Genomic DNA, 21,936 nt, shown 5'->3' on the forward strand with positions numbered 1-21,936 from the left:
GCGCGCCATGACCATGGACGTCGATTTTTCCGCTCTCGCGACGCGCGGCCGCAATGGCGCGCTGCGCCTGGAGCTGGCGCTGGACGGCATGACCTGCGCCGCCTGCATCTTCGAAATCGAAGCGGCGCTGAAGGCCATTCCCGATCTCGTCGCGGCGCGCGTGAATTACGCCGATCGACGCCTCTCGCTGGAATGGACGGCGCCCGATTTCGACTTCGCCGCCGTGTCGGAAAGGCTGCGGCGCATGGGCTATCGCGCGCGACCCTTCGAGCGCGAGAGTGGCGAGAGCGCGGAGCGCGAGAGCGCGCGACGCCTGCTGCGCTGCCTCGCCGTCGCCGGCTTCGCCACGGTGAATGTGATGATGCTGTCCGAGGCCGTCTGGCTCGGCGGCGATATGGACGAGACGACTCGCGATTTCTTCCATGGGGTCTCCGCGCTCATCGCTCTGCCGGCCACGGCTTTCGCCGGCCAGCCCTTCTTCGCGAGCGCCTTCGCCGCGCTGCGCGCGCGGCGGCTGAACATAGACGTGCCGATCTCGCTCGGCGTGCTGCTGTCGCTCGCAATGTCGGTCTATGAGACGCTCACCCATGCGCCGCACGCCTATTTCGATTCGGCGACCATGCTGCTCGCCTTTCTGCTGCTGGCGCGCTATCTCGATTGCGCCATGCGCCGCAAGACGCGCGCCGTCGCCGCCAATCTCGCCGCGCTGCGCGCGCCCGCCGCTTGCCGCATCGGCGCCGATGGCGCGCAAAATTATGTTCCGCTCGCCGCGCTGGCGCCGGGCGACCGCGTACTGACGCGGCCGGGCGAGCGCATTCCTGCAGATGGCGTCGTTCTTTCCGGCGAGGCGAGCCTCGATGAGAGCCTCGTCACCGGCGAGACGCGCCGCCGCAGCGTTTCTGCAGGCGATGCGGTCTATGCCGGCGCGCTGAATTTCGACGGCGCGCTGACGATGCGCGTGCGGGCCGCCGCCGGCGACTCGCTCATCGACGAGATCGAGCGCCTGGTGGAGAAAGCGACGGCGGCGCGCTCGCGCTATCTGCGCCTCGCCGATCGCGTCTCGCGCCTCTATGCGCCTCTCGTTCATCTCGCCGCGCTCGGCGCGCTGCTCGCATGGCTCACGGCCGGCGCCTCGCTGCATGATGCGCTGGTGACGGCCATCGCCGTGCTGATCGTCACCTGCCCTTGCGCGCTGGCGCTCGCCGTCCCCGCCGTGCAAGTTGCGGCGAGCGGCGCGCTGTTTCGCGCCGGTGTACTGCTCAATTCCGACGATGCGCTCGAGCGCTTCGCCGAGATCGACACTGTCGTCCTCGACAAGACCGGCACGCTGACGACGCCGGAGCCCTGCGTCGTCGATGCGCAGGAGATAGAGCCGCAGCTTTTGGCGCTCGCCGCGCGGCTCGCGCATTCGAGCCGCCACCCGCTCGCCTGCGCAGTCGCGCGCGAATATCCGCGCGCCATGGCGATCGAAGGCGCGCGTGAGGAGCGCGGCGCCGGCGTTATCGCGATTGTTGACGGCGTCGAGGCGCGGCTCGGCGATCCGCGCTTCTGCGGCGTCGATGAAGTCGCGGCAGAGGAAGACACATCCGTCATCGCCTTTCGTCATGGCGAGCGCGCCACTGTGCTGCGCGTGAGGCAGACATTGCGCCACGATGCGCGCGAGACGATCGACGCGCTGCGGCGGCGCGGCTTGCGCGTGCTGATATTGTCCGGCGATCGCGCCGCGCCGGTGGAGGCGGTGGCGCACGCGCTCGGCGTGACGGAATGGCGCGGCGCGTTGAAGCCGGCCGATAAGGTGGCGCGGCTCGAGGCGCTGCGCGACGAAGGATGCAAAGCGCTCATGATCGGCGATGGGATCAATGACGCGCCAGCGCTCGCCGCCGCGCATGTGTCGCTGTCGCCGATCGACGCGACGCAGATCGCGCAAGCTTCGGCCGACGCCGTATTTCTCGGCGAGGGCCTCGCGCCCATCGTCACGACGATCGACGCGGCGCGGCTCGCCCGCGCCTTGATGCGGCAAAATCTCGCTTTGTCGCTGCTCTATAATGTCGTCGCCGCGCCGCTCGCAATGGCGGGACTGCTGACGCCGCTCATCGCCGCCATCGCAATGTCGAGCTCCTCGCTCATCGTCACGCTCAATGCGCTGCGCGCCGGCGGCGCGAATGGATCGGGTGAGCGAGACACACGCCGGAAGAGGTGTTTTCTACCTCCCCCTCGAGGGGGGAGGTCGAGCGCCGAAGGCGATCGGGAGGGGGTGAGCCCCCGAGTCTTCGCCGCAGAACCCCACCCCGGACCGCAAAGCGGTCCGACCCTCCCCCTGAAGGGGAGGGTAAATGCGCCGACTCTCGCGTCGACCAGATCGCCCTGCGCCACGCACATCGACGCATAGCCGAAAAGAGAATCGCCCGCATGAATGTCCTTCTCTTTCTCGTTCCGCTCGCTCTGCTGCTCGGCGCGCTCGGCCTCGCGGCTTTCGTCTGGTCGCTGAATGCGGGCCAATATGAGGATCTCGAAGGCGCCGCCGCGCGCGCGCTCGCCGACGATGATGTGGAGGATGGGCGATCATGAGCCTGCAATTCGATCCGCTGCTCGCGCGGCCGAGCGAGACGCTCTGCCTCTGCCCACGCATGGGCGAGACCGACGATGCGCCGTCGACGCTGCGGCTCGCGCTCGGCTTCGGGCTCGGCGTGCTTGCGCAGGCTTTGGCGCTCTCGCAATTGCCGCAGGCGGCGCTGCTCATTGCGCCGCGCGCGGAGGAGATCGGCTGGCCGCTGGCGCTGATGCTCATCGGCGCGGCGCTCGCCTCTATTCCGGCGGCGCTGCTGGTCGACGGATTCGGACGGCGCGGCGCCTTCGCGCTGGGGGCCAGCCTCGGCGTCGGCGGCGGGCTGCTCGCCGCCTTCGGCATGACGCGGGGACATTTTCCGGCGCTGTGCCTCGGCGCGCTGTGGCTCGGGCTGGCGCAGGGCTTCGGCCTCTTCTATCGCCATATAGCGGCCTCCGCTCAGGGCGGAGTGAGCGTGCTGGCGGGCGGCGCGCTCGCCGCGCTGATGGCGCCGCTCGCGGCGTATTGCGCAGAGCTCGCGGGGGGCGGAGCGTCGACCTTGCTCTGCGCATCGCTGCTGCAGATTTTCGCGCTCGCTCTGGCGGTGCGCGCACCGCATGGCTTCGCGCGACCCGGGGATGAAGGAGAGGTAAACGATCACGATTGGTTTACGCTCAGATTCGCGCTGCTGACGCTCGCCGGCGCAGCGGCCTGGGCGATCATGGCGGCGGCCATGCTGCGCGGCCCCTTGTCGCTCGCCCTCTGCGGAGCGGCCCAGAGCTTCATCGGCGGAGCGATGGCGTGGCATCTGCTCGCAATGTATGGCCCCGCCGCGCTGGCGGCGCGCTGGCCGGCGCTATTTCCTGCGCTGAAGAGCCTCTGCGTCGGTCTCTTCCTTCTGGCTAGCGCTTTCGCGCTGCTGCGCCTCTCCGCCTCGCCCGCGCTTCTGGCGGCGGGAATGGCGACGATCGGCGCCGCCTGGTCGCTCGCCAATATCGGCGCGCTGCGGTTGTTGCACGAGAAAGGCCGGCCGCCGCCGGCCGCGCTGGCGCTGCATGATCTCTGCCTGCTCGGCGCGGCTGCTGCGGGCGCGCTGGCGCTCTGACCCGATTTTGCCGCATGCTTTTCGCAAATTGCTGAATTCGGCGTAGACTCTCCCACCGGGATGGGCCTGCGCGGCCGGCGCTCGCGCGCTAAATTGCCCGGCGAGGACGAGAATTATGAGCTTCTGGCGCAAGAAAGACAGCGACCGCAGCGAGGCTTCGCCCACGCTGGAGGCTCTGGTGCGACGTTCGCTGGCCGCGCTCGCGCTCGAGCGGCTGGCGCGCGGCGCCGCCGGGCTGGCCACGCTGCTTCTCATTTTCCTTGCGGCCTCCTTCGCCGGCCTCTGGCTCGAGATCGGCGCGAGCGCGCGGGCGCTCGGCGTCGGCGCTTTCGCGCTGGCGGCTCTGTGGATCGTCGGGCGCGGCCTCGTCGCCGGAGCGCCGCGGCGGCGCGAGGCTCTGGCGCGGCTCGACGCCTCGCCCGGCGCGGAGCATCGGCCCGCCGCCTCGCTCGAGGACACGCTCGCCGGCGGCGTCGACGATCCGACGACGCGCTCGCTCTGGGCTCTGCATCGCAGCCGGCTGGAGCGCAAGCTCGCGGCGATAGAGGTGACGCCGCCGGACCCCGGCCTGCCGCAGCGCGATCCTTTCGCTCTGCGCGCGGCCGCTCTGGTCGCCGCCGTGGCCGCGGCCTTTGTCGCCGGGGCGGATCGCGAGACGCGGCTGCTCTCCGCCTTCGATTGGGAGAGCGGTCCCGCCTCCGCGACGGGGGCGAGAGTCGACGCCTGGTTCGAGCCGCCCGCCTATACGGGCCGGCCGCCCATCGTGCTGCCGCAGCGCGCCGAAGGGCCTTGGGCGCAGATCTCGGCGCCCGTGAATTCCACGCTGGTGCTGCGCAGCCTCGGCGCGCGCGGGGCCGCGACCACCAGCGGCGGCCTCGCGCCGATCGAGGGCGGCAAGCAGAAGCAGCCCGGCGGCGAGGCCGAGGAGCGTTTCAAGCTCGCCGGCGACGCCGCGCTGGCGCTGCGCGGCGCCGGGGAGTTCCGCATTCAGGCGATCCCGGATCGCCCGCCGACCATAGAGATCACGCAGCCGCCGCGCAATAATGCGCGCGGCACCATGACGCTCGGCTTTCGCACCGACGATGATTATGGCGTCATCGCCGGCGAGGCGGTCGCCGCCCTGCCCGGCTCGGCGCGGCCGAGCCGCTCGCTCTATCCGCCGCCGCGCCTCGCTCTGCCCGTGCCGCCGACCCGCGGCGGCCTCGGCGAGGCCAAGGCGACGCTCGATTTCTCCGACCATCCCTGGGCCGGCGCGCGCGTCGCGCTGACGCTGGTCGCCCACGACGAGGGCGGCAATGACGGCTTCTCCGCGCCGCTGGACGTCACTCTGCCAGAGCGCCGCTTCGCCAAGCCGCTCGCCCGCGCCCTCGCCGAGCAGCGCCGCAATCTGGCGCTGGACCCCGATCATTCCGCCCGCGCGCTGACGGCGGTGGACGCTCTGTCACTGGGCTCGGCGCTGTTCGAGACCCCCTCCTCGATCTTTCTGGGGCTGAGCGCCGCCAAGGCGCGGCTGCAAGCGGCGCGCGACGACGCCGATCTGCGCGAGGTCGCCGATCTTTTGTGGGCCATGGCGCTCTCTCTCGAGGAAGGCGACGTCGCGCAGGCGGAGCGCGATCTGCGCGCGGCGCAAAAGGAGCTGCGCGAGGCTTTGGCGCGCGGCGCCAGCGAGGAAGAGATCGCCAAGCTGACGCAGGACATGCGCGCGGCGATGGAAAAATTCCTGAGCGGTCTCGGCCAGAAGAACGGCGAGAAGGCCGAGCGCTCCGCGCCGCAGCAGGGCGATCAGCGCGTGCTGACGCCGGACGATCTCGAGGCCATGCTGAGCGAGATCGAGAAGGCCGAGCGCGTTGGCGATCTCGCCGAGGCGCAACGCCTGCTCGACGATCTGCAGGATGTGCTGGAAAATCTTCGCCCCGCGCAGGCCGGCCGAGCCGACCCTCGCGCGCGGGAAATGTCGCGCGCGCTGGACGAGCTCGACAAGCTCACGCGCGAGGAGCAGCAATTGCGCGACGAGACCAATCGCGGCCAGCAATCGGGCGGCGAGCCGCGACGCGGCGGCAAGGGCCAATCCTCTTCCCCCGACGACGCCCGCGGGCGGCAGAAGGCGTTGCGCGACCGCCTGGAGCAGGAGCAGGACCGGCTGCGCCGCGCCGGCGAGGCCTCGCCCGATCTCTCCGACGCCGACAAGGCGATGAAAGAGGCCGAGAAGGCGCTCGGCCCCGGCGGCGAGGGACCCGGCCGCGCCGTGGACGCCCAGGGCCGCGCGCTACAGGCGCTGCGCCGCGGGGCCGACCAGCTCGCCTCCCGCATGCAGGGCGAGGGAGAAGAAGGCGAGGGGCAGAACGGCCGCACGGGCCGCCGCGCCGGAATGCGCCCCGGCGAGAGCGCCGATCCGCTCGGCCGCCCGGCCGGCCGCCAGCGCGGCCAGGAGGCCGGCGTCCATTACGATCCGCTCGGCCTGCCGCCGGCCGTGCGCGCCCGCCGCGTCCAGGAGGAGCTGCGCCGCCGTCTCGGCCAGCCGGAGCGCCCGGCCGAGGAGCTGGATTATTTCGAGCGGCTGCTGCGGCGGTGAAAGACGGGCCCTCGCGCCGCTGACCCACACGACGAGGCGTATTCGATCCAGTCGAACTGAGCGCGCACGCCCGTTCAGTCGTCCTCCCGCGCACGAAGCGAGGCGGCGTCAACGGCGGCTCGGCGTATCGACTTGCCGATTTGCTCCGCGAGCCGATTGCTCTTCACAGAACGCGCCAGCGTCAATCCGCCGATCAAAACGCCGAGCACCGACCAGGCGCGAGAGAGTCGCTGCTCCTCGTCTCCGCCCGGCAAGCCGTCGGCGACGAGGCCTGCGATCTTTTTCATTTTCGTTTCGAAGAGGGCCTTTACCTCGGGTTCCGATCGCGCGACCTCCGGCGAAAGGGTCGTCATCGCGCAGCCGCATGCGAGATCGTCACGATGGGCCTTGCCGAGATAATAATCGGCGAAGGCCCGCACCCAGTCGGCGCCATGCTCGCTCTGATACTGCGGAATGGCTCCGATCACCTCGTCGAGCCCCTGCTCCAGCGCATCGCGAAATGCGCCGTCCTTCGAGCCGAAATGAGCGTAAAAAGCTCCCGACGTGACGCCCGCCGCCTTGGCGATGGCGTCGACGCCGACCCCCGCAAATCCATGGCTGCGGAAGCTCCGACTTGCCGCATCGCGCATGCGCTCGCGGGTCTGCTCCTTCTTCGTAGACATCCGCCCTCGATGGTTTTTATCACGATCGCTATATTTCGCGTTGACAAGATAGCGATCGTTATCCTAGGTCTTATATATCGATCGTTATATTTCTGGAGCAGCCGGGGCGCAATGCCCCGACCGACGATCGCCATCACGGAATGGCGCGGCGTTCCAGCCGCACCAATAAGGAGCAACATCTCATGCTCGAGAAAATCCTATTCCGATCCGTCGTCGCGTCTGTGATCGCGCTGACGGCCGCGTCAGGAGCCCAGGCTGGAAAAGCCCAGGCGGCAAACCAGTCCTGCATGACGATCGGCGGCGTAGCGATACCGAATTTTTTTGCAGAAGCAGACAATCCGATGATCATTTCCGCCGCGCTGACCGGGAGCGTGAACACCGCCGCTGGAAAGATCATCGCGCAACGACAAACTCCGACCGGTCTCGAAATGGATATGGAGCATTATTTCGGTCGAGACGACGGCGGCGCCTTTCAGACCAAGGATCTTGCCGTTCTGACCGCCGTGCCGGGAAAACCCGGTCGGTTCATGATCGAGATTTCCTACCACATTCAGGAAAATGTGACCCGTGGGACGTTGAAGGGCTACAAAGGGCAGTTCAACAGTTACGGGCTCGTCGACCTGCGCGATCCAGAAAATTTGGTCGGCCTCGTTCGCTATGCCGGCGACATCTGCAAATAGGGCGTTTCAAAAAAAGCGCCGCCGGGCGACGCGTTGCGGCCCGGCGGGTTCTCTCGCAGCGAACTGATCGCTTCCACGCGCGCAATAAGTCGAATGTTCCCCGTTCGCATCAGAGGTGAGGAGTCGAAATGAGGCTTTCGCACGCATCCGAGATCGCGATCACGAAAATCGAGGCGGACATAAAGAGACGCTTGTTCCTGGGAGGGATGCTGGGCGCCGCCTTTGCGTTTTCCACCAAGCCGCTGAGCGCGCAAATGAAAACGCTCGGCGATACGATCGTCTCTTCGGACGGGATCAGCCGCACGACTCTCGAACGCTATGAAAACAGCGCGGGGGAAGAGTTTCGCTTGGTCCTCACCCTCTATCCTGCGGGCGTGGGATTACCCGCTCACCACCATCCCTCGGTCGCCCATAACTACATATTGGAGGGCGTAGCGGAATCGCAGTACGCGGGCGAGGAGCCGAGGAGGTTTGCCGCAGGGGAGAGCTATCAGGACAAGGCCGAGGTTCCGCACATGATTTTCAGAAATCCAGACGCCTCTTCCCCACTGAAATATTTGATCGCCTACACGGTCAAAAAGGGCCAGCCCTTTCTCATCATTCCGTGACGAGCGAGATCGAAGCGGGAACGGACCGACACGAGCCGAAATCGCCCGGCGCGCCCCGCCTCGCGCTCCCCGCTTGCCCATCGCCCCCCGCTCCATTAGTCATTGAACCGCAACAGAGCGAGCGCCTCTGGGAGGAGCGGCCCCCATGATGTCCAGCTGGTCCAACATCGCCGTCATGGGCGCGGTCGCCGTCGTCGCCATCGTCGTGCTGCTCGGCCTCGGCAATGTGCTGCGTGGGGGCGACGGCAATCTCTCGCAAAAGCTGATGCGCTGGCGCGTGGGCTTGCAATTTTGCGCTCTGCTGCTGATCCTGGCGATCCTCGCCTTTCGTCACTAGAGCAAGAGCCGCCGAAAATGGTCCGCCTCGACAAGATCTACACGCGCGGCGGGGACGCCGGCGCCACTTCCCTCGTCGGCGGCGAGCGTCGCCGCAAGGACGATCTGCGCGTCGAAGCCTATGGCGCGGTGGACGAGACCAACGCCGCCATCGGCCTCGCGCGGCTCGCCACGGGCGAGGACGCCGCGCTCGACGCCATGCTGGCGCGCATACAGAGCGATCTCTTCGACCTCGGCGCGGAGCTGGCGACGCCGCTGAAGCCGGGCGAGGCGACGCCGGAAAGCAGCCTCGCGATCGTGCAATCGCAGGTGGATCGGCTGGAGCGCGAGATCGACGAGCTGAACGCCTCGCTCGCGCCGCTCAAATCCTTCGTGCTGCCGGGCGGAACGGCGGCGGCCGCGCATCTCCATCTCGCCCGCACGGTGAGCCGCCGCGCCGAGCGCATAATGGTGGCGCTCGCCAATGCGCCGGAAGAGGCCGTCGGCGCTGTGGCGCTGCGCTATGTCAATCGCCTCTCGGATTTTCTCTTCGTCGCCGCGCGCTACGCAAACAAGGACAAAGGCGACGTGCTGTGGACGCCGGGCGCGACGCGCTGAGACGCCCGCCATGCCCGCGCCGCTCCCAGTCGTTCTCAGCGCTCACGATCCGCGCTGGGCGCAGCTCGCCGCCGCGCATGCGGAGCGGCTGAAGGCTCTCGGCCCGCTGATCGAGGCCGTTCATCATATCGGCTCGACCTCTGTGCCGGGCCTCATGGCCAAGCCCCTCATCGATCTTCTGCCCGTGGTGAGCGATCTCGCCGCGCTCGACGCGCGGCGGAACGAGGTGGAGGCGCTCGGCTATGAGTGGCACGGCGACTATGGAATAGAGGGGCGGCGCTTCTGCACCTGCTCGGACGCCGCCGGAGCGCGCCTCGCCAATGTGCATTTCTTCGCGGCGAATTCACCGCATGTGGCGCGCCATCTCGCCTTTCGCGATTATTTGCGCGCGCATCCCGAGGCGGCGCGCGCCTATGAACGGGAGAAGCGCCGCGCCGGCGCGCTGCACCCGCACAATTCCCACGATTATACCGATGAGAAGGCCGCCTTCGTGAAGGCGATGGAAGGCGAGGCGCTCGCTTGGTGGGAGAGGAATCGACCGCTCGCGGAGTGAGACGCCTCAGCGCTTGCCGTCGATCCAGCTGGCGAGCTTCATATCGGTCAGCGCGCCGATCTCCGTCACCAGGGACCCATTCGGGGCGACGAGCGCGGTGAAGGGCAGCTCGCCCTGCCAATGATTGTCGACCTCGAAATAGAGCCGTTCGACGAAACGATCGGCGAAAGCGAAATTGACCGCCTGCATCAGCCCCGCCTTCTCCATGCGGGCCAAGGCGCGGCGCCGGTCGCTCTCGGGATCGGCGTTGACGAAGACGAAATCGACGCCCGTCGTCTCACGGGCGAGCTTGCCCCATTCGGCGAGCTCCGAGACGCAGATGACGCAGGTCACAGACCAGAAATGCACGATGAGCGGACGCCCGGCGTGGGCCTTGCGGATGGCCTCGAAAGAGCCGCGCGCAAAGGGCGCGATCTCCTGCTTGCGCGCCTCTTGCGCCTGTGTGGCTTGCGGCCCTGCGAATTGCGCCAGGGCGCAGGCGACGAGGCCGGCGGCGGCCAATAGCGCATTTCTCATCCTCGGCCGCATATCCCACGTCTCCTTCTCGCGCCCCTCCTTATTACCTTAGCGGAAATCCGGCGTGGAGGCGAGCGGCGCCCGGCGACGGCGGAAAGGGGCTGGAGGATTTGCGCCTGTCGCATTGTGTTGTTAAGTCTGGGACCCGCGGCGCGGCGGCGCGCCGACCAACCGATCCGCCCATGTCCGACACAGCCGACATTTCGACCGACGCGGCCGCGCGCAAGACCTCGGCCGCCAAAGCCTCGATCGCCGCGAGCGCCGTGCTGACGGTCGCCAAGCTCGCGGCCGGCCTCGCCTCCGGCTCTCTGGCGCTGATCTCGGAGGCCGGCCATTCGGCCGCCGACGTCGCCGCCACAGTGCTGACCTATGTCGCCGTGCGCCAGGCCGAGAAGCCGGCGGACGAGAAGCACCATTACGGCCATGGCAAGGTCGAATCGCTCGCCGCGCTGATCGAGACCGGCCTGCTCTTCGGCCTCGCGCTGGTCGTCGCCGGCCAGGCCGCGCAGCGGCTCGGCGACACGGATGTGGAAATCGACGCCGGCTGGCCCGTCTTCGCCGTGCTGATTCTCTCCATCGTCGTCGATTTCGCGCGCGCGCGGCGGCTCGGCGCCGTCGCCGAGGAGACGCAGAGCGACGCGCTCGCCGCCGATGCGCTGCATTTCACCAGCGATCTCGTCTCCTCGGCGCTGGTCATCGTCGGCCTCGCGGCCACGCGCGCGGGCTTTGCGCAGGGCGACGCGCTCGCGGCTTTCGGCGTCGCCGCCTTCATCGCCATCGCCGGCTACAGGCTCGGGCGCCGCACTGTGGCGACGCTGCTCGACGCCGCGCCGCAGGAGCTGGTGCCGCAAATACAGGACATTCTGCGCGCGACGCCCGGCGTCATAGCGGTGGAGAGCCTGCGCCTGCGCACCGCCGGCCCCAAGGTGATGGGCGAGGCCGTCATCGGCGTCGCGCGGACGCTGCCGCTGGAGCGCGCCGCGCGCATAAAGGAAGACGCCAACGCCGCCATCACTGAGGCAATTCCCGGCGCACAGATCACCATCGCCACGCGCCCCATCGCGCTCGACGACGAGACCGTGCTGGAGCGCATTCTGCTGGTCGCCGCGCGGCGCCGCATACAGGTGCATCACATCATCGCGCAGACGGTGGGCGAGCGCCTCTCCATCACGCTGGATCTCGAGCTCGACGGCGGCATGTCGCATGGGCGCGCGCATCAGATCGCCTCGGACCTCGAGCAGGCGATCCGCGAGGAGTTCGGCGAGGCGATCGAGATCGACACGCATATAGAGCCTTCCGAGCCGCAGCTGCTCACCGGCCAGGACGCAGAGCCGCAGACGCGCCGCGCCATCGCCGACGCGCTCGCGCGTCACGCCGCTCGGGGCGGAAAGGTGATGAATGTCCACGACGTTCGCGCGCGCGAGACGGGGGAAGGGCTGGTCGTCAATTACCACTGCTGCGTCGACCCGGAGCTCTCCGTCGACGCCACGCACGCCGCCGTCGACGAGGTGGAGCGGGCGGTGCGCGGCGAATTTCCGAACATCCTTCGAATTGCGGGACATGCGGAAATAAACGATCATTCCTGAGCGCGCCGGAGCGCGCGGCGCGCAGTGTCCATATTGTCTTTTGAGCGGAATGCAGCTATCCGTAGCGCGAAATAATGGAATAGTTTTTTCGAGGCCGCGATCATGTCGAACGTCACGGGCAAAGCCTATGGAATGAACGTCATTACGCCGATGAAACCCTGGCGGACCTGGTTCAATCGCTTCAGCTTCATGATCTCGCGGTCGATTCCCTCCTCGCTCGGCGGCTTGCTCGGACTCCGCTTCATCCATTTCGCGCGCTGGGCCATCATCAAGCGCGACCAATGGCCCGATCTCGGCCAGGGCAAGCAGCAGCTCGCCAATGACTATCTGCTGTTCTGCAGCAATTTCAACGGCACATGGGACCAATATATCGACGCCTTCGCCGACGGCCTGCCCAATGGCCTCGATCTGCTCTGGTTCACGAGCACGAAATATCCCCATTCCGTGCCGATCACGCCGTTCAAGAATTACATTCGCGCCAATCAGATCGACACCAACTACTATTACAATTCCGTTCCCGGCGCCGCGCAGCGCGACGTGACGGCCGCCCTGCGCGTGCGCGAGGCGCTGCTGAAGCTCGAGGCGAATCTGCAAGCCTCGACGCCGGAGCAGTTCCGCGCGCTCTACGTCCGCTATCTCTGCACGGTGCAGAACGACCTCGGCTACGAAGGTCGCGCGCCGGTCGCCAGCAATGATACGGAAAACGCCGAGATCAATCGCGAGGACTATCTGCGCTTCGCCGGCGAGCTGGCGACGAGCGCCCGCTGACGCATCCGTCCGCAAGACAGAATTCACGTTTTCTAAAGAGGCCGTCATGCCTACCTTCGATAGCGGAGCCTATTTTCTCACGACGCTCATTCCCATCAGCACGACGACGATCGTCGAGGATGGCGTCCCCACCTCCCCCGTGCATGCTCTGCGCAAGCATTTGTCGCTGATGCCGCGCGGCGAGAGGAGCCCTTTCGCCACCAACACGACCAATCATTTCGCGCGTCTCGTCGTCATCGACGACGTGGACTACAATGGTCGCGAGCAGCCCAACACGCTGCTGGTCGCCGCCAGCCCCGAGCTGCCCATCGACCAGAAATACAAGGACATGCTCAATCCGGTGATCGCGCAGCGGCAAGATCACCTCTCTTGTCCTTTCCTGTTCTTCTCCGCCGATTTCGACTCCAAGACGGGCTCGGACGCCGAGCGCGACGCCTATCTTCGCGATTTGTGGACGCAATCGGAAGGCGAGCTGCGAAAGGTCTTCAAATATTGTCTCGGCTTCGAGGCGCGCGTGCGCGATGCGGCGAGCTTCGCCAAATATGTCGCCGACTGCCAGATCGAGACGACCATGCCCTTCCATGATTATTGGGCGCATGGCGTGCCGGCCGACAAGCTGCCGAGCGTGGCGCTGAAGACTGTGGGCCTCGCGGGGCTCGGGATTTTCGCAGTCGCCGCGGCGCTGGTCTATTTCTGGCTGCTGCCGCATTTCCTGCACGGCTTCATCGGCGCGCTGCTGGCGATCGTCGCCGGCGTCGCCGCCGCGGGCCTCGCGATCTATCTCTACATTCTCGACTTCGGCAAGAAGCCCTTTCCCGCAGCGCCCGACTCCACTTTGCCGGATGTGCTGAAGGCGCTCTATCTGCGTCGCGAGCTCACGCGCTTCGCCATCGACAATCAAGTCGACGCCGCCGGGACGGATCCGGCTTCGGCGCAGCGCCTCTATGACGCTTTCAAAGCTTTCATCGACGCCAACAAGCCGGGCGATGTCGAAGGACCGACGCAAAAGCCGGGCGCAATCGGAATCTAGGGGCGGAAAATGTCAGTCGTTCTCGACCTCGCGGATATTCAGGGCAATATTCTCGAAGCCTATCCCAAGCAGGGCTATTTCAAAGGCCGCACAATTCTGCTGAACATCGGCGGCGACTCGAAGACGAGCCGCGCCGCCAATGGCCGCCATTTCGTGACCAAGCTGCTGCCGCGCGTCACTACGGCGCTGGCGGGCGCGAGCGTCGGCGATGCGGTTCGGCCGCCGGCGGTCGCCGTCAATGTCGCCTTCACCTTCTACGGCCTGCTCATGCTCGGCGTGCCGACGCGCACGCTGCGCGGCCTGCCCGACGAGTTCATCGACGGCATGGCCGCCCGCGCGCGCATGCTGGGCGATGATTTCAGCGGCGACCATTGGCAAGAGAAATGGGACACTGTCTGGCAGAACAAGGGCAAGCCGCCGGAGGCCGCGGTCCATATTCTCATCGTGCTCAACCAGCATTATACGGCGAGCGCGGCCGATCTCGACGCGACGACGGATGCGATCGTCGCCCTCGCCGCGGAGAATGGCGTGAGCGTGCTCGCCGGCCATAATCCGCCCGGCAAGGAGCAGACGCCCTATCAGGATATTACGGCGCTCTTCGACGAGCACGGCCGGCCGACGCCCAAGGAGCATTTCGGCTTCTCCGACGGCATCAGCGATCCTGTTTTCGAGGGGCAATATCCGGCCGACAGGCTGCAGAGCGCCGCGATCGGCCAGGGCGCCGTCGATGGCAATGGCGTGTGGCGCGCGCTGGCGGCCGGCGAGTTCCTGCTCGGCTATCCCGACGAGGCGCAGGAGATTCCCGGCGCCGCCATGCCGCTCGCCTTCAGCCGTAACGGCACATTCATGGCCTATCGCAAGCTGCATGAGAATGTCGGCGCCTGGCGCAAGTTCATCGGCGAGCAGGCGGAGAAATTCGCCGCCTTCCGCGGCGTTCCGGTGGATGTGGCGCGCGAGACTCTGCTCGCCAAAATGGCCGGCCGCTGGTCGGACGGCGTGCCGCTGATGAAGGCGAAAGACTACGCCGAATGGCAGGCCTTCAACGAGAAGTTCCCGGAAGGCTCGCCGGAGCGCGAGCGCGAGCTCGTGGACTTTACCTATCGCAAGGATATCGACGGCGAGCAATGTCCGATGACATCGCATACGCGCCGCGTGAACACGCGCGACGGGCTCGACCCTTGGGTGCAGACGGATCCGAAGCAGGCGTCGGGCTCTGTTCTCAATAATCGCCGCCGCATCCTGCGCCGCGGCCTGCCCTATGGCTCCTCCGGCCCGGAGGCGACGGATGACGGCGATCACGGCATTGTGATGCTGGTCGTCTGCTCGAGCCTCGCCCGCCAATTCGAATTCGTGCAGCAGCAATGGATTCATTACGGCCTCGACGCCAATGCGGGCAATGACACCTGCCCCATCGTCGGCAATCATTCGCAGGGCGACGCCCGCAACGGCCCCAAGGCGAAATTCGTGGTGCCGTCGGAGCAGGACTCGGGCAAGCCGCCTTATATCGCCGAAGGTCTGCCGCAATTCGTGGAGACGCGCGGCGGCGAATATTTCTTCGTGCCGAGCCTCACCGCTCTGCGCATGATCGGCATGGGCACGGTCGATCCGACCTGACGACCCCAGCGGGAAAAAGACGATGACCTTGTTGAAGAACATCTTCGCCACGCTGCGCGCCTATGCGCTGACGCTCCTCGACGCGGTTGTCGCCCTTTTCTCGCTGATCGCGGTGACGGCGCGCGCGCTCGTCGCCGGCGAGGGAACGCTGAAGGAGCGTCTGGTCGGCGCGCTCACGCGGCCGAGCTCACTGATCGCGATCTGCGCGATCTTCCGCGCCGTGGCGCCCAATCTCGTGATCGGCAAGCGGCTGATCACCAGCTACGACAATAATGGCACGGCCTTCGTCCTGCGCGCCACGGATGTGATCGAGGTGCTCGACCGCGAGGAGGATTTCGCCGTCGTCTACGAGCCGAAGATGCGCGCCATCACCGGCGGCCCCAATTTCTTCCTCGGCATGCAGAACACGGCGCAATATCAGCACGACACCTCGCTGATGAAGCTCGCCATGCGCCGCGACGATGTCGAGGCTCTGGTGACGCCGCTCGCCCGCGCCCGCGCCGAGGCCTATGCGAGCGCCTTCCCCAAGCGCATCGACCTGCCGCAGGAGCTGACGCTGCGCGTCCCGGCAGCGATCGTCTCCGACTATTTCGGCGTCTCCGCCCAGGCCGAAACCGACGCCATCCAATGGGCGACGAGCTTGTTCTGGTGGCTGTTCGTCGATCTCAAAGGCGAGCCGGCGATCGAGACCAAGGCGCTGATGGCCGCGGACGAGCTACGCAAGGCGATCGACGCCGCCATCGCCGCGCGCAAGGCCAGCGGCGAGACGAAAGACGATGTGCTCGGCCGCGCGCTCGAGCTGCAGAAGGGCGCGCCGGAATTCGACGATCTCGCCATTCGCAACAATCTCATCGGCCTCGTCATCGGCGCGATCCCGACCATTTCCAAAGCCTCGGTGCAGGCGCTCGACCAATTGCTCGATCGGCCTGAGGCGCTCGCCGGCGCCCAGGCCGCGGCCGTAGCCGGCGACGAGGCGCTGCTCGGCGCCTATCTCTTCGAGGCGCTGCGCTTCAACCCGGTCAATCCCGTCATCTACCGCCGCGCCAACCGCTCGACGGTGATCGCCGCCAACACCTTCCGCGCCCGCAAGATCCCGGAGGGGGCCATGGTGCTCGCCGCCAATCTCTCGGCCATGTTCGATCCGCTGCAGATCGACAAGCCCAATGAGTTTCGCGTCGATCGTCCCTGGGGCAATTACATCCTCTGGGGCTATGGCATGCACACTTGCTTCGGCGCCTATATCAACCGCGCCGTCATCCCGGCCATTCTGCGCCCCGTGCTGGCGCGGCCCAATCTGCGCCGCGCGGCCGGCGCGGCGGGCCAAATCGACGTCTCGACGCCCTTCCCGCAGCATTTCGTGGTAGAGAGCGACTGACGGGCGGCTCGCGCGCGGCGCCCGTCGCCCTTCTCCGATGACGAGAGGGAAATGCGTTCCGCCGCGCCGAAGGAAAAGCCCAAGTGTCCGACGCCAACGCCGATATAGACGCCCTGCCCTTCGAGAAGGCGATTCAGGAGCTCGAGGAGATCGTCGGCAAGCTCGAGAAGGCGAGCGTCTCGCTCGACGATTCGGTGAAGCTCTATGAGCGCGGCGAGGCGCTGAAGAAGCGCTGCGACACGCTGTTGCGCGAGGCCGAGGCCCGCATAGAGAAGATCACGCTCGGCGCCGATGGCGCGCCCAAGGGGACGGCGCCGCTCGACGTCGAGTGATCCCGATCACTTGCGGATCGTCACCTTGCGGCCGTCGCGAATATCGGCGGGCGGATCGAGCGCGATGGTCTCGTCGCCCGTCAATCCTTGATCGACGTCGACATTGGTGCCGAAATCGCGCGTGATGTTGATCTTCGCGAGGCGCACGACATCGTCCTTCCCGATCACCGCGACGCGCGGTCCCTCTGCGCCGAAGAGGATCGACGGCGCCGGAATATTCACCAGTGGCCGCGGGCGCGGAATATCGAGCACGACACGCACGAACATTCCTGGCCGCAGCTCGCCGGTGGGATTGGGCACATCCACCTCGGTGAGCAGTGTGCGCGAAGCGGCGGCGAGCGAATTGGCGTTGCGCGCGATGCGCCCCTTGAAGCTCTTGCCGGGCATCTCCGGCGCCACGATCTTCGATTCGAGACCATCGACGAGGCCCGCCGCCTCCGATTGCGGCACCGACACTTGCACGCGCAGAATATCGTCGCGCGCCAGGGAGAAGAGCGGCGTGCCGCTATTGGCGTCGGCGCTGACGAGATCGCCCACCTCTATGTTGCGCGCCGTCACCACGCCGCGGAAAGGCGCGGTGATGTCCTTGAAGTCGACGAGCTGCTTCAACCGATCCACATTGGCCTGCGCCGCCGCTATATTGGCCTGCGCGACCTCGACGCCCGCCTGCGCCGATTGCAGATTGGCGGCCTGCGACTCGACATTGGCGGCGTTGGTGTCATTGTTCTGCTTGCTCTCGTAATTGTTTTTCACGAGCTGCGAGCTGCGGCCGTAGGTGAGCTTGGCGAGGTTGAGATTGGCCTTGCCCTGCTCGACCTGCGCCTTGGATTGCAGGAGTTGCGCCTTGTTGAGCGCGAGCTGCGCCAGCGCCTGCGCATATTGCTGGTCGAGATCGGGCGCGGAGATGCGCACGAGGAGATCGCCCTGCTTCACCTTGCTGCCGATATCGACGCGCCGCTCGGCGATATAGCCCGTCGCGCGCGCGAAGACTCTCGCCTGCTCCCAAGCCAGCGTCTGGCCCGGCAGCTCTATATGCACGGGGCCGGCGATTTTCGTCACCTTGGTCGCGCGCAGGCTGAGCGTCGCATTGGCCTGCTCCTGCTGAAAGGCCTGCGCGTCCTGCTCCTGCGCCGCATGGCGGCGCAGGCCGATGAGCAGCACGAGCGCGAGAAGCGCGAGAAGAACCAAGAAGGGGAGCTTGCGCAGGCGCGGCGGCGGCGCCTCGCTCACGCCGACGCTGGTCGAAGCGAATCCGCGTCCCTGCGGCTGCGACATCTCGGTCATAGATAGTCCCTCGGAGGCTGCACCTCTCCACGTCGCAGCAGCGAATAGAGGAAAGGCACGAAAAGCAGTGTCGAGCATGTGCCGAAAGCGATGCCGCCCATCACCGCGCGGGCGAGCGCGGCGTTCTGCTCGGCGCCTTCGCCGAGCGCGAGCGACATGGGCAGAAGGCCGACGAACATCGCCGTCGCGGTCATGATGACGGGACGAATACGCGTCAGCCCGGCCTCGATCGCCGCCTCCTCCGCGGAGACGCCGGTCGCCTCACGATGCTCGCGCGCGAATGTGACGAGCAGGATGGAATTGGCCGATGCGACGCCGACCGACATTATGGCGCCCATCAATGACGGAATGGAGAAGGTCGTGCCGGTGACGAAGAGCGCGAAGACGATGCCGCAAAAGGCGATGGGCAGAGCGAGAATGACGACGAAAGGATCGCCCCAGCTCTGGAAGTTCACCACCATCAGCAGATAGACGAAGATCATGGAGGCGACGAGGCCGAGGCCGATGCGTGCGAAAGCCTGATTCTTGCTGTCGATCTGGCCGCGAATGACGATGTAGTTGCCGGGCTTCAATTCCGGCTCGATCTCCGCGATCGCCTTGCGCAAATCCTTCTCGACGCCGCCGAGATCGCGGTCCTGAATATTGGCGTAGACGTCATAGGTCGGCTGCGTGTTGGAATGATCGGCGACGCTCTGCTCCACGCCGCGCTTCCATTGCGCGACATTGGTCAGAAGATCGACCTGCGCCGAGCCGGCGCCGGTCTGATCGGAGATTGGCGTGTTGGCGAAGGCGTTGAGCGAGGCGATACGATATTCTGGCGTCTGCACCGCCACCTGATAGGGAATGCCCGTCACCGGATCGGCCCAGAAATTGGGCGTCACCTGAAAGGAGGAGGAGAGCGAGACATTCACATTATTGGCGATCTGCTGGACGCTGACGCCGAGCTGCTGGCCCTTCCAGCGATCAATGTCGACGAAGAATTCCGGCGCGTCGAGAATCTGGTGAATATGCGCGTCGACGACGCCGCGCACTTGCGTCACGCGATCCAAGAGCTTGCGCACGATGATCTTATTGCCGGGCGCATCGCGCCCGACGACGCGCAGCGCGATCGGCGCGGGAAGGCCGAAGTTCAAAATCTGCGTGACGATGTCGGCCGGCTGAAAATAAAAGATCGAATCGGGAAAGCGCTGCGGCAGGACCTGGCGCAGCTTGCGCATGTAGCCCGCCGTCGGCGCATGGCCATGCGCGAGCGAGATCATGATCTGCCCGTCATTATAGCCGACCGTGGTGCCGTCGGAGAAAGCGAAATTATAGGTGATCTGCGGCAGGCCGATATTGTCGATGAGCAGAGCGAGATCATGCGGCGGGATCGTCTCGCGAATGACGTCCTCCACCTTTTGGAACAGGCGCTCGGTCTCCTCTATGCGCAGGCCGGAGCGGCCGCGCACATGCAAGGTCATCTGGCCGGCGTCGATCTGCGGATAATAATCCTCGCCGACCGAGACGAACAGAAAGGCGCCGAAGGCGAAGACGCCGGCCACGAAGGCGAGCGTGCGGCCCTTGTGGCGCAGCACCGCGACCAGCAGCAGCGCATATTGGCCGCGCAGCTTCTCGAAGCCATGCTCGAAGCCGAGCTGAACGCGCGTCAGAATGGCGGCGAAGCCGGTTCGGCGCGCGTCGCTCTCACGCTCGCTCTCCGCGTGATGCTCATGGATGAGCAGCTGGTCCATCAAAATCGGCACCAGCGTTCGCGACAGAAAATAGGAGGCCAGCATGGCGAAGACGACGGCCAGCGCCTGCGGCACGAAGAGAAAGCGCGCGGCGTCGGTGAGGAAGAGCACGGAGACGAAGGCGGCGCAAATGGCCAGCGTCGAGATCAGCGCCGGCTTGGCGATGCCGGCGGCGCCCTCCGCCACCGCATAGCGGAAATCCTTGCCCTCCTCGAACAGGCGATAAGTGTTCTCGATGGCGACAGTGGCGTCGTCCACCAATATGCCGACCGCGAGCGCCATGCCGCCGAGCGTCATGATGTTGATCGTATGGCCGAGCGCGCTGAGCGCGGCGAGCGAGGCGAGGATCGACAGCGGAATGGAGATGACGACGATCAGCGTCGAGCGCCAGGAGCCGAGGAACAGAAGGATCATCAGCGCGGTAAGGCCGGCGGCGATGACGCCCTCGTGCAGCACGTCAGATATCGCATTGGAGACGAAGACCGACTGGTCGAATAATTCCGCGATCGTCGTGTCCTTGGGGATCGCCTCGCGCAGCTTGGCGATGCCGGCCTTCACATTCTCGACGACGTTGAGCGTCGAGGCGTTGCCATTCTTCAATATGGTCAGCAGCACGGCGCGCGAGCCGTCGACGCGCACGATATTCTGCTGCGGCGGGCTGCCGTCGCGCACTTGCGCCACGTCGCGGATCAAGAGCGGCGCGCCATCGGCCACGCGGATCGGAATGCTGTTGAGCGTCGACAGCGCGTCGGGCGTCGAATTGAGGCGCACGACATATTGCAGATCGCCGAATTTCACGAGGCCCGAGGGCACCACCAGATTGCCGGCGGTGATGGCGTTGACGACATCGAGCGGCGTCAAGCCACGCGCCTGCAGCGTCGCCGTGTCGAGATCGACCATGATCTGGCGCTGCTTGCCGCCCCAGGGCGTCGGCAGCGTGACGCCGGGCGTCGTCGTCAGCTGCTGACGGACGCGATAGAGGCCCATGTCATAGAGCTGCTGCTCATTGAGGCTCTTGCTGGAGAGCGCGAGCTGAATGACCGGCACCTGCGACGCCGAATAGCGCACCACTGTCGGCGGATTGATGCCCGGCGGCATGAGCGCGCGAATGGAGTTCATCGCCGAGACGACCTGCGTGATGGCGAGCTCTATGTTCACATCCGGCTGGAAATAGATCTTGATGACCGCGACGCCTTGCAGCGTCTGGCTCTCCATGTTGCGAATGCCATTGACGTTGTTGGAGGTGGAGAGCTCGGCGTAGGTGGTGACGCGGCTCTCCATCTCGGCGGTGGAGAGGCCGGTGTAGGTCCAGATGACGGTGACGACCGGAATATCGACATTGGGGAACACGTCCTTGGGCGTCGAGACGATCGCCGCGCCGCCGAGGAACGTCATCAAAATGGCCAGGACGTAGAACGTCAGCCGAAACTTGAGCGCATATTTGACGAGTTCCATGGACGTCTTCCACTCTCACCACGCTGCGGGCGCCGCCGTCCGCATCGCTCTCGCCTCGCCCGCCCCGCGGACCGTCGGTCAGCCGACCGCGCTTCGCGCCTTCGGCTTTTTCGTCGAGCAGCTCATTTTCTCGATCAGATTGCCGCGCGCCGTCTCCAGCACGCGCATCAATGTCGCGCGATCCTCGTCGCTGACGCCGGCCAGCGCCTCCTGGCGGGTCGCCTCGGAGATGGGCGCTATGGCCTCGACGACAGGCCAGGCCGCCTCGGTGAGGAACAGCAGCCAGACGCGCCGGTCGGATTCATGCGGCCGGCGCTCCACCAGGCCCATCGCCTGCAGCCGATCGACCGTGCGGCCGAGCGTGATCGGCTCGAGATCGAGCATTTCGGCGAGCACGCACTGGCTGACGCCCTCATTGCGCGACAGATAGGCCAGGGCCTGGGTCTGCGCACGCGTCAGGCCCAATTCGCGGGCATTCTGCTCGAACCGCTTGCGCATCAGCCGCGCTGCGTCATGCAGCAGAAAGCAGAAGGTGGTCGGCGGCGGCGAGGGCATTAGGCGCGCTTTCTATAGCAGTGCTTTTGATGA

20 protein-coding genes are annotated in these 21,936 nt (G+C 66.4%); 15 read left to right on the top strand and 5 right to left on the bottom strand.

What is annotated here, in order from left to right; genetic code table 11:
* Positions 1-7 precede the first annotated feature (7 nt).
* From GYH34_RS00335 to GYH34_RS00350, 4 genes are all read left to right on the top strand, one after another.
* Positions 8-2,389 (top strand): heavy metal translocating P-type ATPase, encoded by a 2,382-nt coding sequence (locus tag GYH34_RS00335; RefSeq protein WP_244635211.1) that lies wholly within the window; start codon positions 8-10, stop codon positions 2,387-2,389.
* Between the two features lie 20 nt (positions 2,390-2,409).
* Complete coding sequence (gene ccoS, locus GYH34_RS00340) at positions 2,410-2,568, top strand: cbb3-type cytochrome oxidase assembly protein CcoS (RefSeq protein ID WP_018266857.1); 159 nt, start codon at positions 2,410-2,412, stop codon at positions 2,566-2,568.
* Positions 2,565-3,650 carry a sugar porter family MFS transporter gene (locus GYH34_RS00345; RefSeq protein ID WP_161911861.1) on the top strand — a complete coding sequence of 362 codons (1,086 nt, stop codon included), beginning with the start codon at positions 2,565-2,567 and terminating at the stop codon, positions 3,648-3,650. Before ccoS ends, GYH34_RS00345 begins: the two co-directional genes overlap by 4 nt.
* 115 nt (positions 3,651-3,765) lie before the next feature.
* A complete protein-coding gene (locus GYH34_RS00350; protein WP_161911862.1) occupies positions 3,766-6,222 on the top strand; it encodes a TIGR02302 family protein in 2,457 nt (818 codons plus the stop codon).
* 74 nt (positions 6,223-6,296) lie between these two features.
* Here the strand turns inward: GYH34_RS00350 and GYH34_RS00355 are convergent, their stop codons facing one another.
* Entirely contained in the window at positions 6,297-6,884 is a 588-nt protein-coding gene (locus GYH34_RS00355) for a TetR/AcrR family transcriptional regulator (protein ID WP_161911863.1), read from the bottom strand.
* 182 nt (positions 6,885-7,066) lie between these two features.
* Here GYH34_RS00355 and GYH34_RS00360 point away from each other — a divergent pair, with 182 nt between their 5' ends.
* The 5 genes from GYH34_RS00360 (at position 7,067) to GYH34_RS00380 (ending at position 9,658) form a co-directional block, all read left to right on the top strand.
* Positions 7,067-7,564, top strand: coding sequence for a hypothetical protein (locus tag GYH34_RS00360; RefSeq protein ID WP_161911864.1), 498 nt, complete (start codon positions 7,067-7,069; stop codon positions 7,562-7,564).
* 128 nt (positions 7,565-7,692) lie between these two features.
* Positions 7,693-8,172, top strand: coding sequence for a cupin domain-containing protein (locus tag GYH34_RS00365; protein ID WP_161911865.1), 480 nt, complete (start codon positions 7,693-7,695; stop codon positions 8,170-8,172).
* Between the two features lie 145 nt (positions 8,173-8,317).
* Positions 8,318-8,509: a twin transmembrane helix small protein gene (locus tag GYH34_RS00370; protein ID WP_018266862.1), complete on the top strand. Its 192-nt coding sequence runs from the start codon at positions 8,318-8,320 to the stop codon at positions 8,507-8,509.
* A 17-nt stretch (positions 8,510-8,526) separates the two neighbouring features.
* Positions 8,527-9,105: a cob(I)yrinic acid a,c-diamide adenosyltransferase gene (locus tag GYH34_RS00375; protein WP_161911866.1), complete on the top strand. Its 579-nt coding sequence runs from the start codon at positions 8,527-8,529 to the stop codon at positions 9,103-9,105.
* A 10-nt stretch (positions 9,106-9,115) separates the two neighbouring features.
* A complete protein-coding gene (locus GYH34_RS00380) occupies positions 9,116-9,658 on the top strand; it encodes a GrpB family protein (RefSeq protein ID WP_161911867.1) in 543 nt (180 codons plus the stop codon).
* Between the two features lie 6 nt (positions 9,659-9,664).
* Here the strand turns inward: GYH34_RS00380 and GYH34_RS00385 are convergent, their stop codons facing one another.
* Positions 9,665-10,186: a thiol-disulfide isomerase gene (locus GYH34_RS00385; protein WP_244635212.1), complete on the bottom strand. Its 522-nt coding sequence runs from the start codon at positions 10,184-10,186 to the stop codon at positions 9,665-9,667.
* Positions 10,187-10,356: 170 nt separating this feature from the next.
* Between GYH34_RS00385 and GYH34_RS00390 the strand changes: the two genes are divergently transcribed.
* The 6 genes from GYH34_RS00390 to GYH34_RS00415 all read left to right on the top strand — a co-directional run bounded on the left by GYH34_RS00390 (position 10,357) and on the right by GYH34_RS00415 (position 16,879).
* Positions 10,357-11,760 (top strand): cation-efflux pump, encoded by a 1,404-nt coding sequence (locus GYH34_RS00390; protein WP_161911868.1) that lies wholly within the window; start codon positions 10,357-10,359, stop codon positions 11,758-11,760.
* A gap of 102 nt (positions 11,761-11,862) precedes the next feature.
* The gene (locus GYH34_RS00395; protein WP_161911869.1) at positions 11,863-12,528 is read left to right on the top strand and encodes a hypothetical protein; all 666 of its coding nucleotides are present in this window, start codon (positions 11,863-11,865) and stop codon (positions 12,526-12,528) included.
* Between the two features lie 46 nt (positions 12,529-12,574).
* Positions 12,575-13,558, top strand: coding sequence for a hypothetical protein (locus tag GYH34_RS00400; RefSeq protein WP_161911870.1), 984 nt, complete (start codon positions 12,575-12,577; stop codon positions 13,556-13,558).
* A gap of 9 nt (positions 13,559-13,567) precedes the next feature.
* The gene (locus GYH34_RS00405; protein WP_161911871.1) at positions 13,568-15,172 is read left to right on the top strand and encodes a hypothetical protein; all 1,605 of its coding nucleotides are present in this window, start codon (positions 13,568-13,570) and stop codon (positions 15,170-15,172) included.
* A 22-nt stretch (positions 15,173-15,194) separates the two neighbouring features.
* The gene (locus tag GYH34_RS00410) at positions 15,195-16,547 is read left to right on the top strand and encodes a cytochrome P450 (RefSeq protein ID WP_161911872.1); all 1,353 of its coding nucleotides are present in this window, start codon (positions 15,195-15,197) and stop codon (positions 16,545-16,547) included.
* A gap of 83 nt (positions 16,548-16,630) precedes the next feature.
* Positions 16,631-16,879: an exodeoxyribonuclease VII small subunit gene (locus tag GYH34_RS00415; RefSeq protein WP_018266871.1), complete on the top strand. Its 249-nt coding sequence runs from the start codon at positions 16,631-16,633 to the stop codon at positions 16,877-16,879.
* Between the two features lie 6 nt (positions 16,880-16,885).
* On the opposite strand, the gene GYH34_RS00420 is transcribed toward GYH34_RS00415, so the two are convergent.
* The 3 genes from GYH34_RS00420 to GYH34_RS00430 all read right to left on the bottom strand — a co-directional run bounded on the left by GYH34_RS00420 (position 16,886) and on the right by GYH34_RS00430 (position 21,903).
* Positions 16,886-18,163, bottom strand: coding sequence for an efflux RND transporter periplasmic adaptor subunit (locus GYH34_RS00420; protein WP_161911873.1), 1,278 nt, complete (start codon positions 18,161-18,163; stop codon positions 16,886-16,888).
* Positions 18,160-21,348 (bottom strand): efflux RND transporter permease subunit, encoded by a 3,189-nt coding sequence (locus tag GYH34_RS00425; protein WP_161911874.1) that lies wholly within the window; start codon positions 21,346-21,348, stop codon positions 18,160-18,162. Before GYH34_RS00425 ends, GYH34_RS00420 begins: the two co-directional genes overlap by 4 nt.
* A gap of 78 nt (positions 21,349-21,426) precedes the next feature.
* Complete coding sequence (locus GYH34_RS00430; protein ID WP_161911875.1) at positions 21,427-21,903, bottom strand: MarR family transcriptional regulator; 477 nt, start codon at positions 21,901-21,903, stop codon at positions 21,427-21,429.
* Between the last annotated feature and the right edge of the window lie 33 nt (positions 21,904-21,936).

This window comes from Methylosinus sp. C49, from assembly GCF_009936375.1.
Taxonomy (GTDB): Bacteria; Pseudomonadota; Alphaproteobacteria; order Rhizobiales; family Beijerinckiaceae; genus Methylosinus.

What these genes read in the sequence shown, in the direction of transcription:
- GYH34_RS00335 (WP_244635211.1), top strand. Translation starts at nt 8, where the DNA reads ATGACCATGGACGTCGATTTTTCCGCTCTCGCGACGCGCGGCCGCAAT.
- ccoS (WP_018266857.1), top strand. Translation starts at nt 2,410, where the DNA reads ATGAATGTCCTTCTCTTTCTCGTTCCGCTCGCTCTGCTGCTCGGCGCG.
- GYH34_RS00345 (WP_161911861.1), top strand. Translation starts at nt 2,565, where the DNA reads ATGAGCCTGCAATTCGATCCGCTGCTCGCGCGGCCGAGCGAGACGCTC.
- GYH34_RS00350 (WP_161911862.1), top strand. Translation starts at nt 3,766, where the DNA reads ATGAGCTTCTGGCGCAAGAAAGACAGCGACCGCAGCGAGGCTTCGCCC.
- GYH34_RS00355 (WP_161911863.1), bottom strand. Translation starts at nt 6,884, where the DNA reads ATGTCTACGAAGAAGGAGCAGACCCGCGAGCGCATGCGCGATGCGGCA.
- GYH34_RS00360 (WP_161911864.1), top strand. Translation starts at nt 7,067, where the DNA reads ATGCTCGAGAAAATCCTATTCCGATCCGTCGTCGCGTCTGTGATCGCG.
- GYH34_RS00365 (WP_161911865.1), top strand. Translation starts at nt 7,693, where the DNA reads ATGAGGCTTTCGCACGCATCCGAGATCGCGATCACGAAAATCGAGGCG.
- GYH34_RS00370 (WP_018266862.1), top strand. Translation starts at nt 8,318, where the DNA reads ATGATGTCCAGCTGGTCCAACATCGCCGTCATGGGCGCGGTCGCCGTC.
- GYH34_RS00375 (WP_161911866.1), top strand. Translation starts at nt 8,527, where the DNA reads ATGGTCCGCCTCGACAAGATCTACACGCGCGGCGGGGACGCCGGCGCC.
- GYH34_RS00380 (WP_161911867.1), top strand. Translation starts at nt 9,116, where the DNA reads ATGCCCGCGCCGCTCCCAGTCGTTCTCAGCGCTCACGATCCGCGCTGG.
- GYH34_RS00385 (WP_244635212.1), bottom strand. Translation starts at nt 10,186, where the DNA reads ATGCGGCCGAGGATGAGAAATGCGCTATTGGCCGCCGCCGGCCTCGTC.
- GYH34_RS00390 (WP_161911868.1), top strand. Translation starts at nt 10,357, where the DNA reads ATGTCCGACACAGCCGACATTTCGACCGACGCGGCCGCGCGCAAGACC.
- GYH34_RS00395 (WP_161911869.1), top strand. Translation starts at nt 11,863, where the DNA reads ATGTCGAACGTCACGGGCAAAGCCTATGGAATGAACGTCATTACGCCG.
- GYH34_RS00400 (WP_161911870.1), top strand. Translation starts at nt 12,575, where the DNA reads ATGCCTACCTTCGATAGCGGAGCCTATTTTCTCACGACGCTCATTCCC.
- GYH34_RS00405 (WP_161911871.1), top strand. Translation starts at nt 13,568, where the DNA reads ATGTCAGTCGTTCTCGACCTCGCGGATATTCAGGGCAATATTCTCGAA.
- GYH34_RS00410 (WP_161911872.1), top strand. Translation starts at nt 15,195, where the DNA reads ATGACCTTGTTGAAGAACATCTTCGCCACGCTGCGCGCCTATGCGCTG.
- GYH34_RS00420 (WP_161911873.1), bottom strand. Translation starts at nt 18,163, where the DNA reads ATGACCGAGATGTCGCAGCCGCAGGGACGCGGATTCGCTTCGACCAGC.
- GYH34_RS00425 (WP_161911874.1), bottom strand. Translation starts at nt 21,348, where the DNA reads ATGGAACTCGTCAAATATGCGCTCAAGTTTCGGCTGACGTTCTACGTC.
- GYH34_RS00430 (WP_161911875.1), bottom strand. Translation starts at nt 21,903, where the DNA reads ATGCCCTCGCCGCCGCCGACCACCTTCTGCTTTCTGCTGCATGACGCA.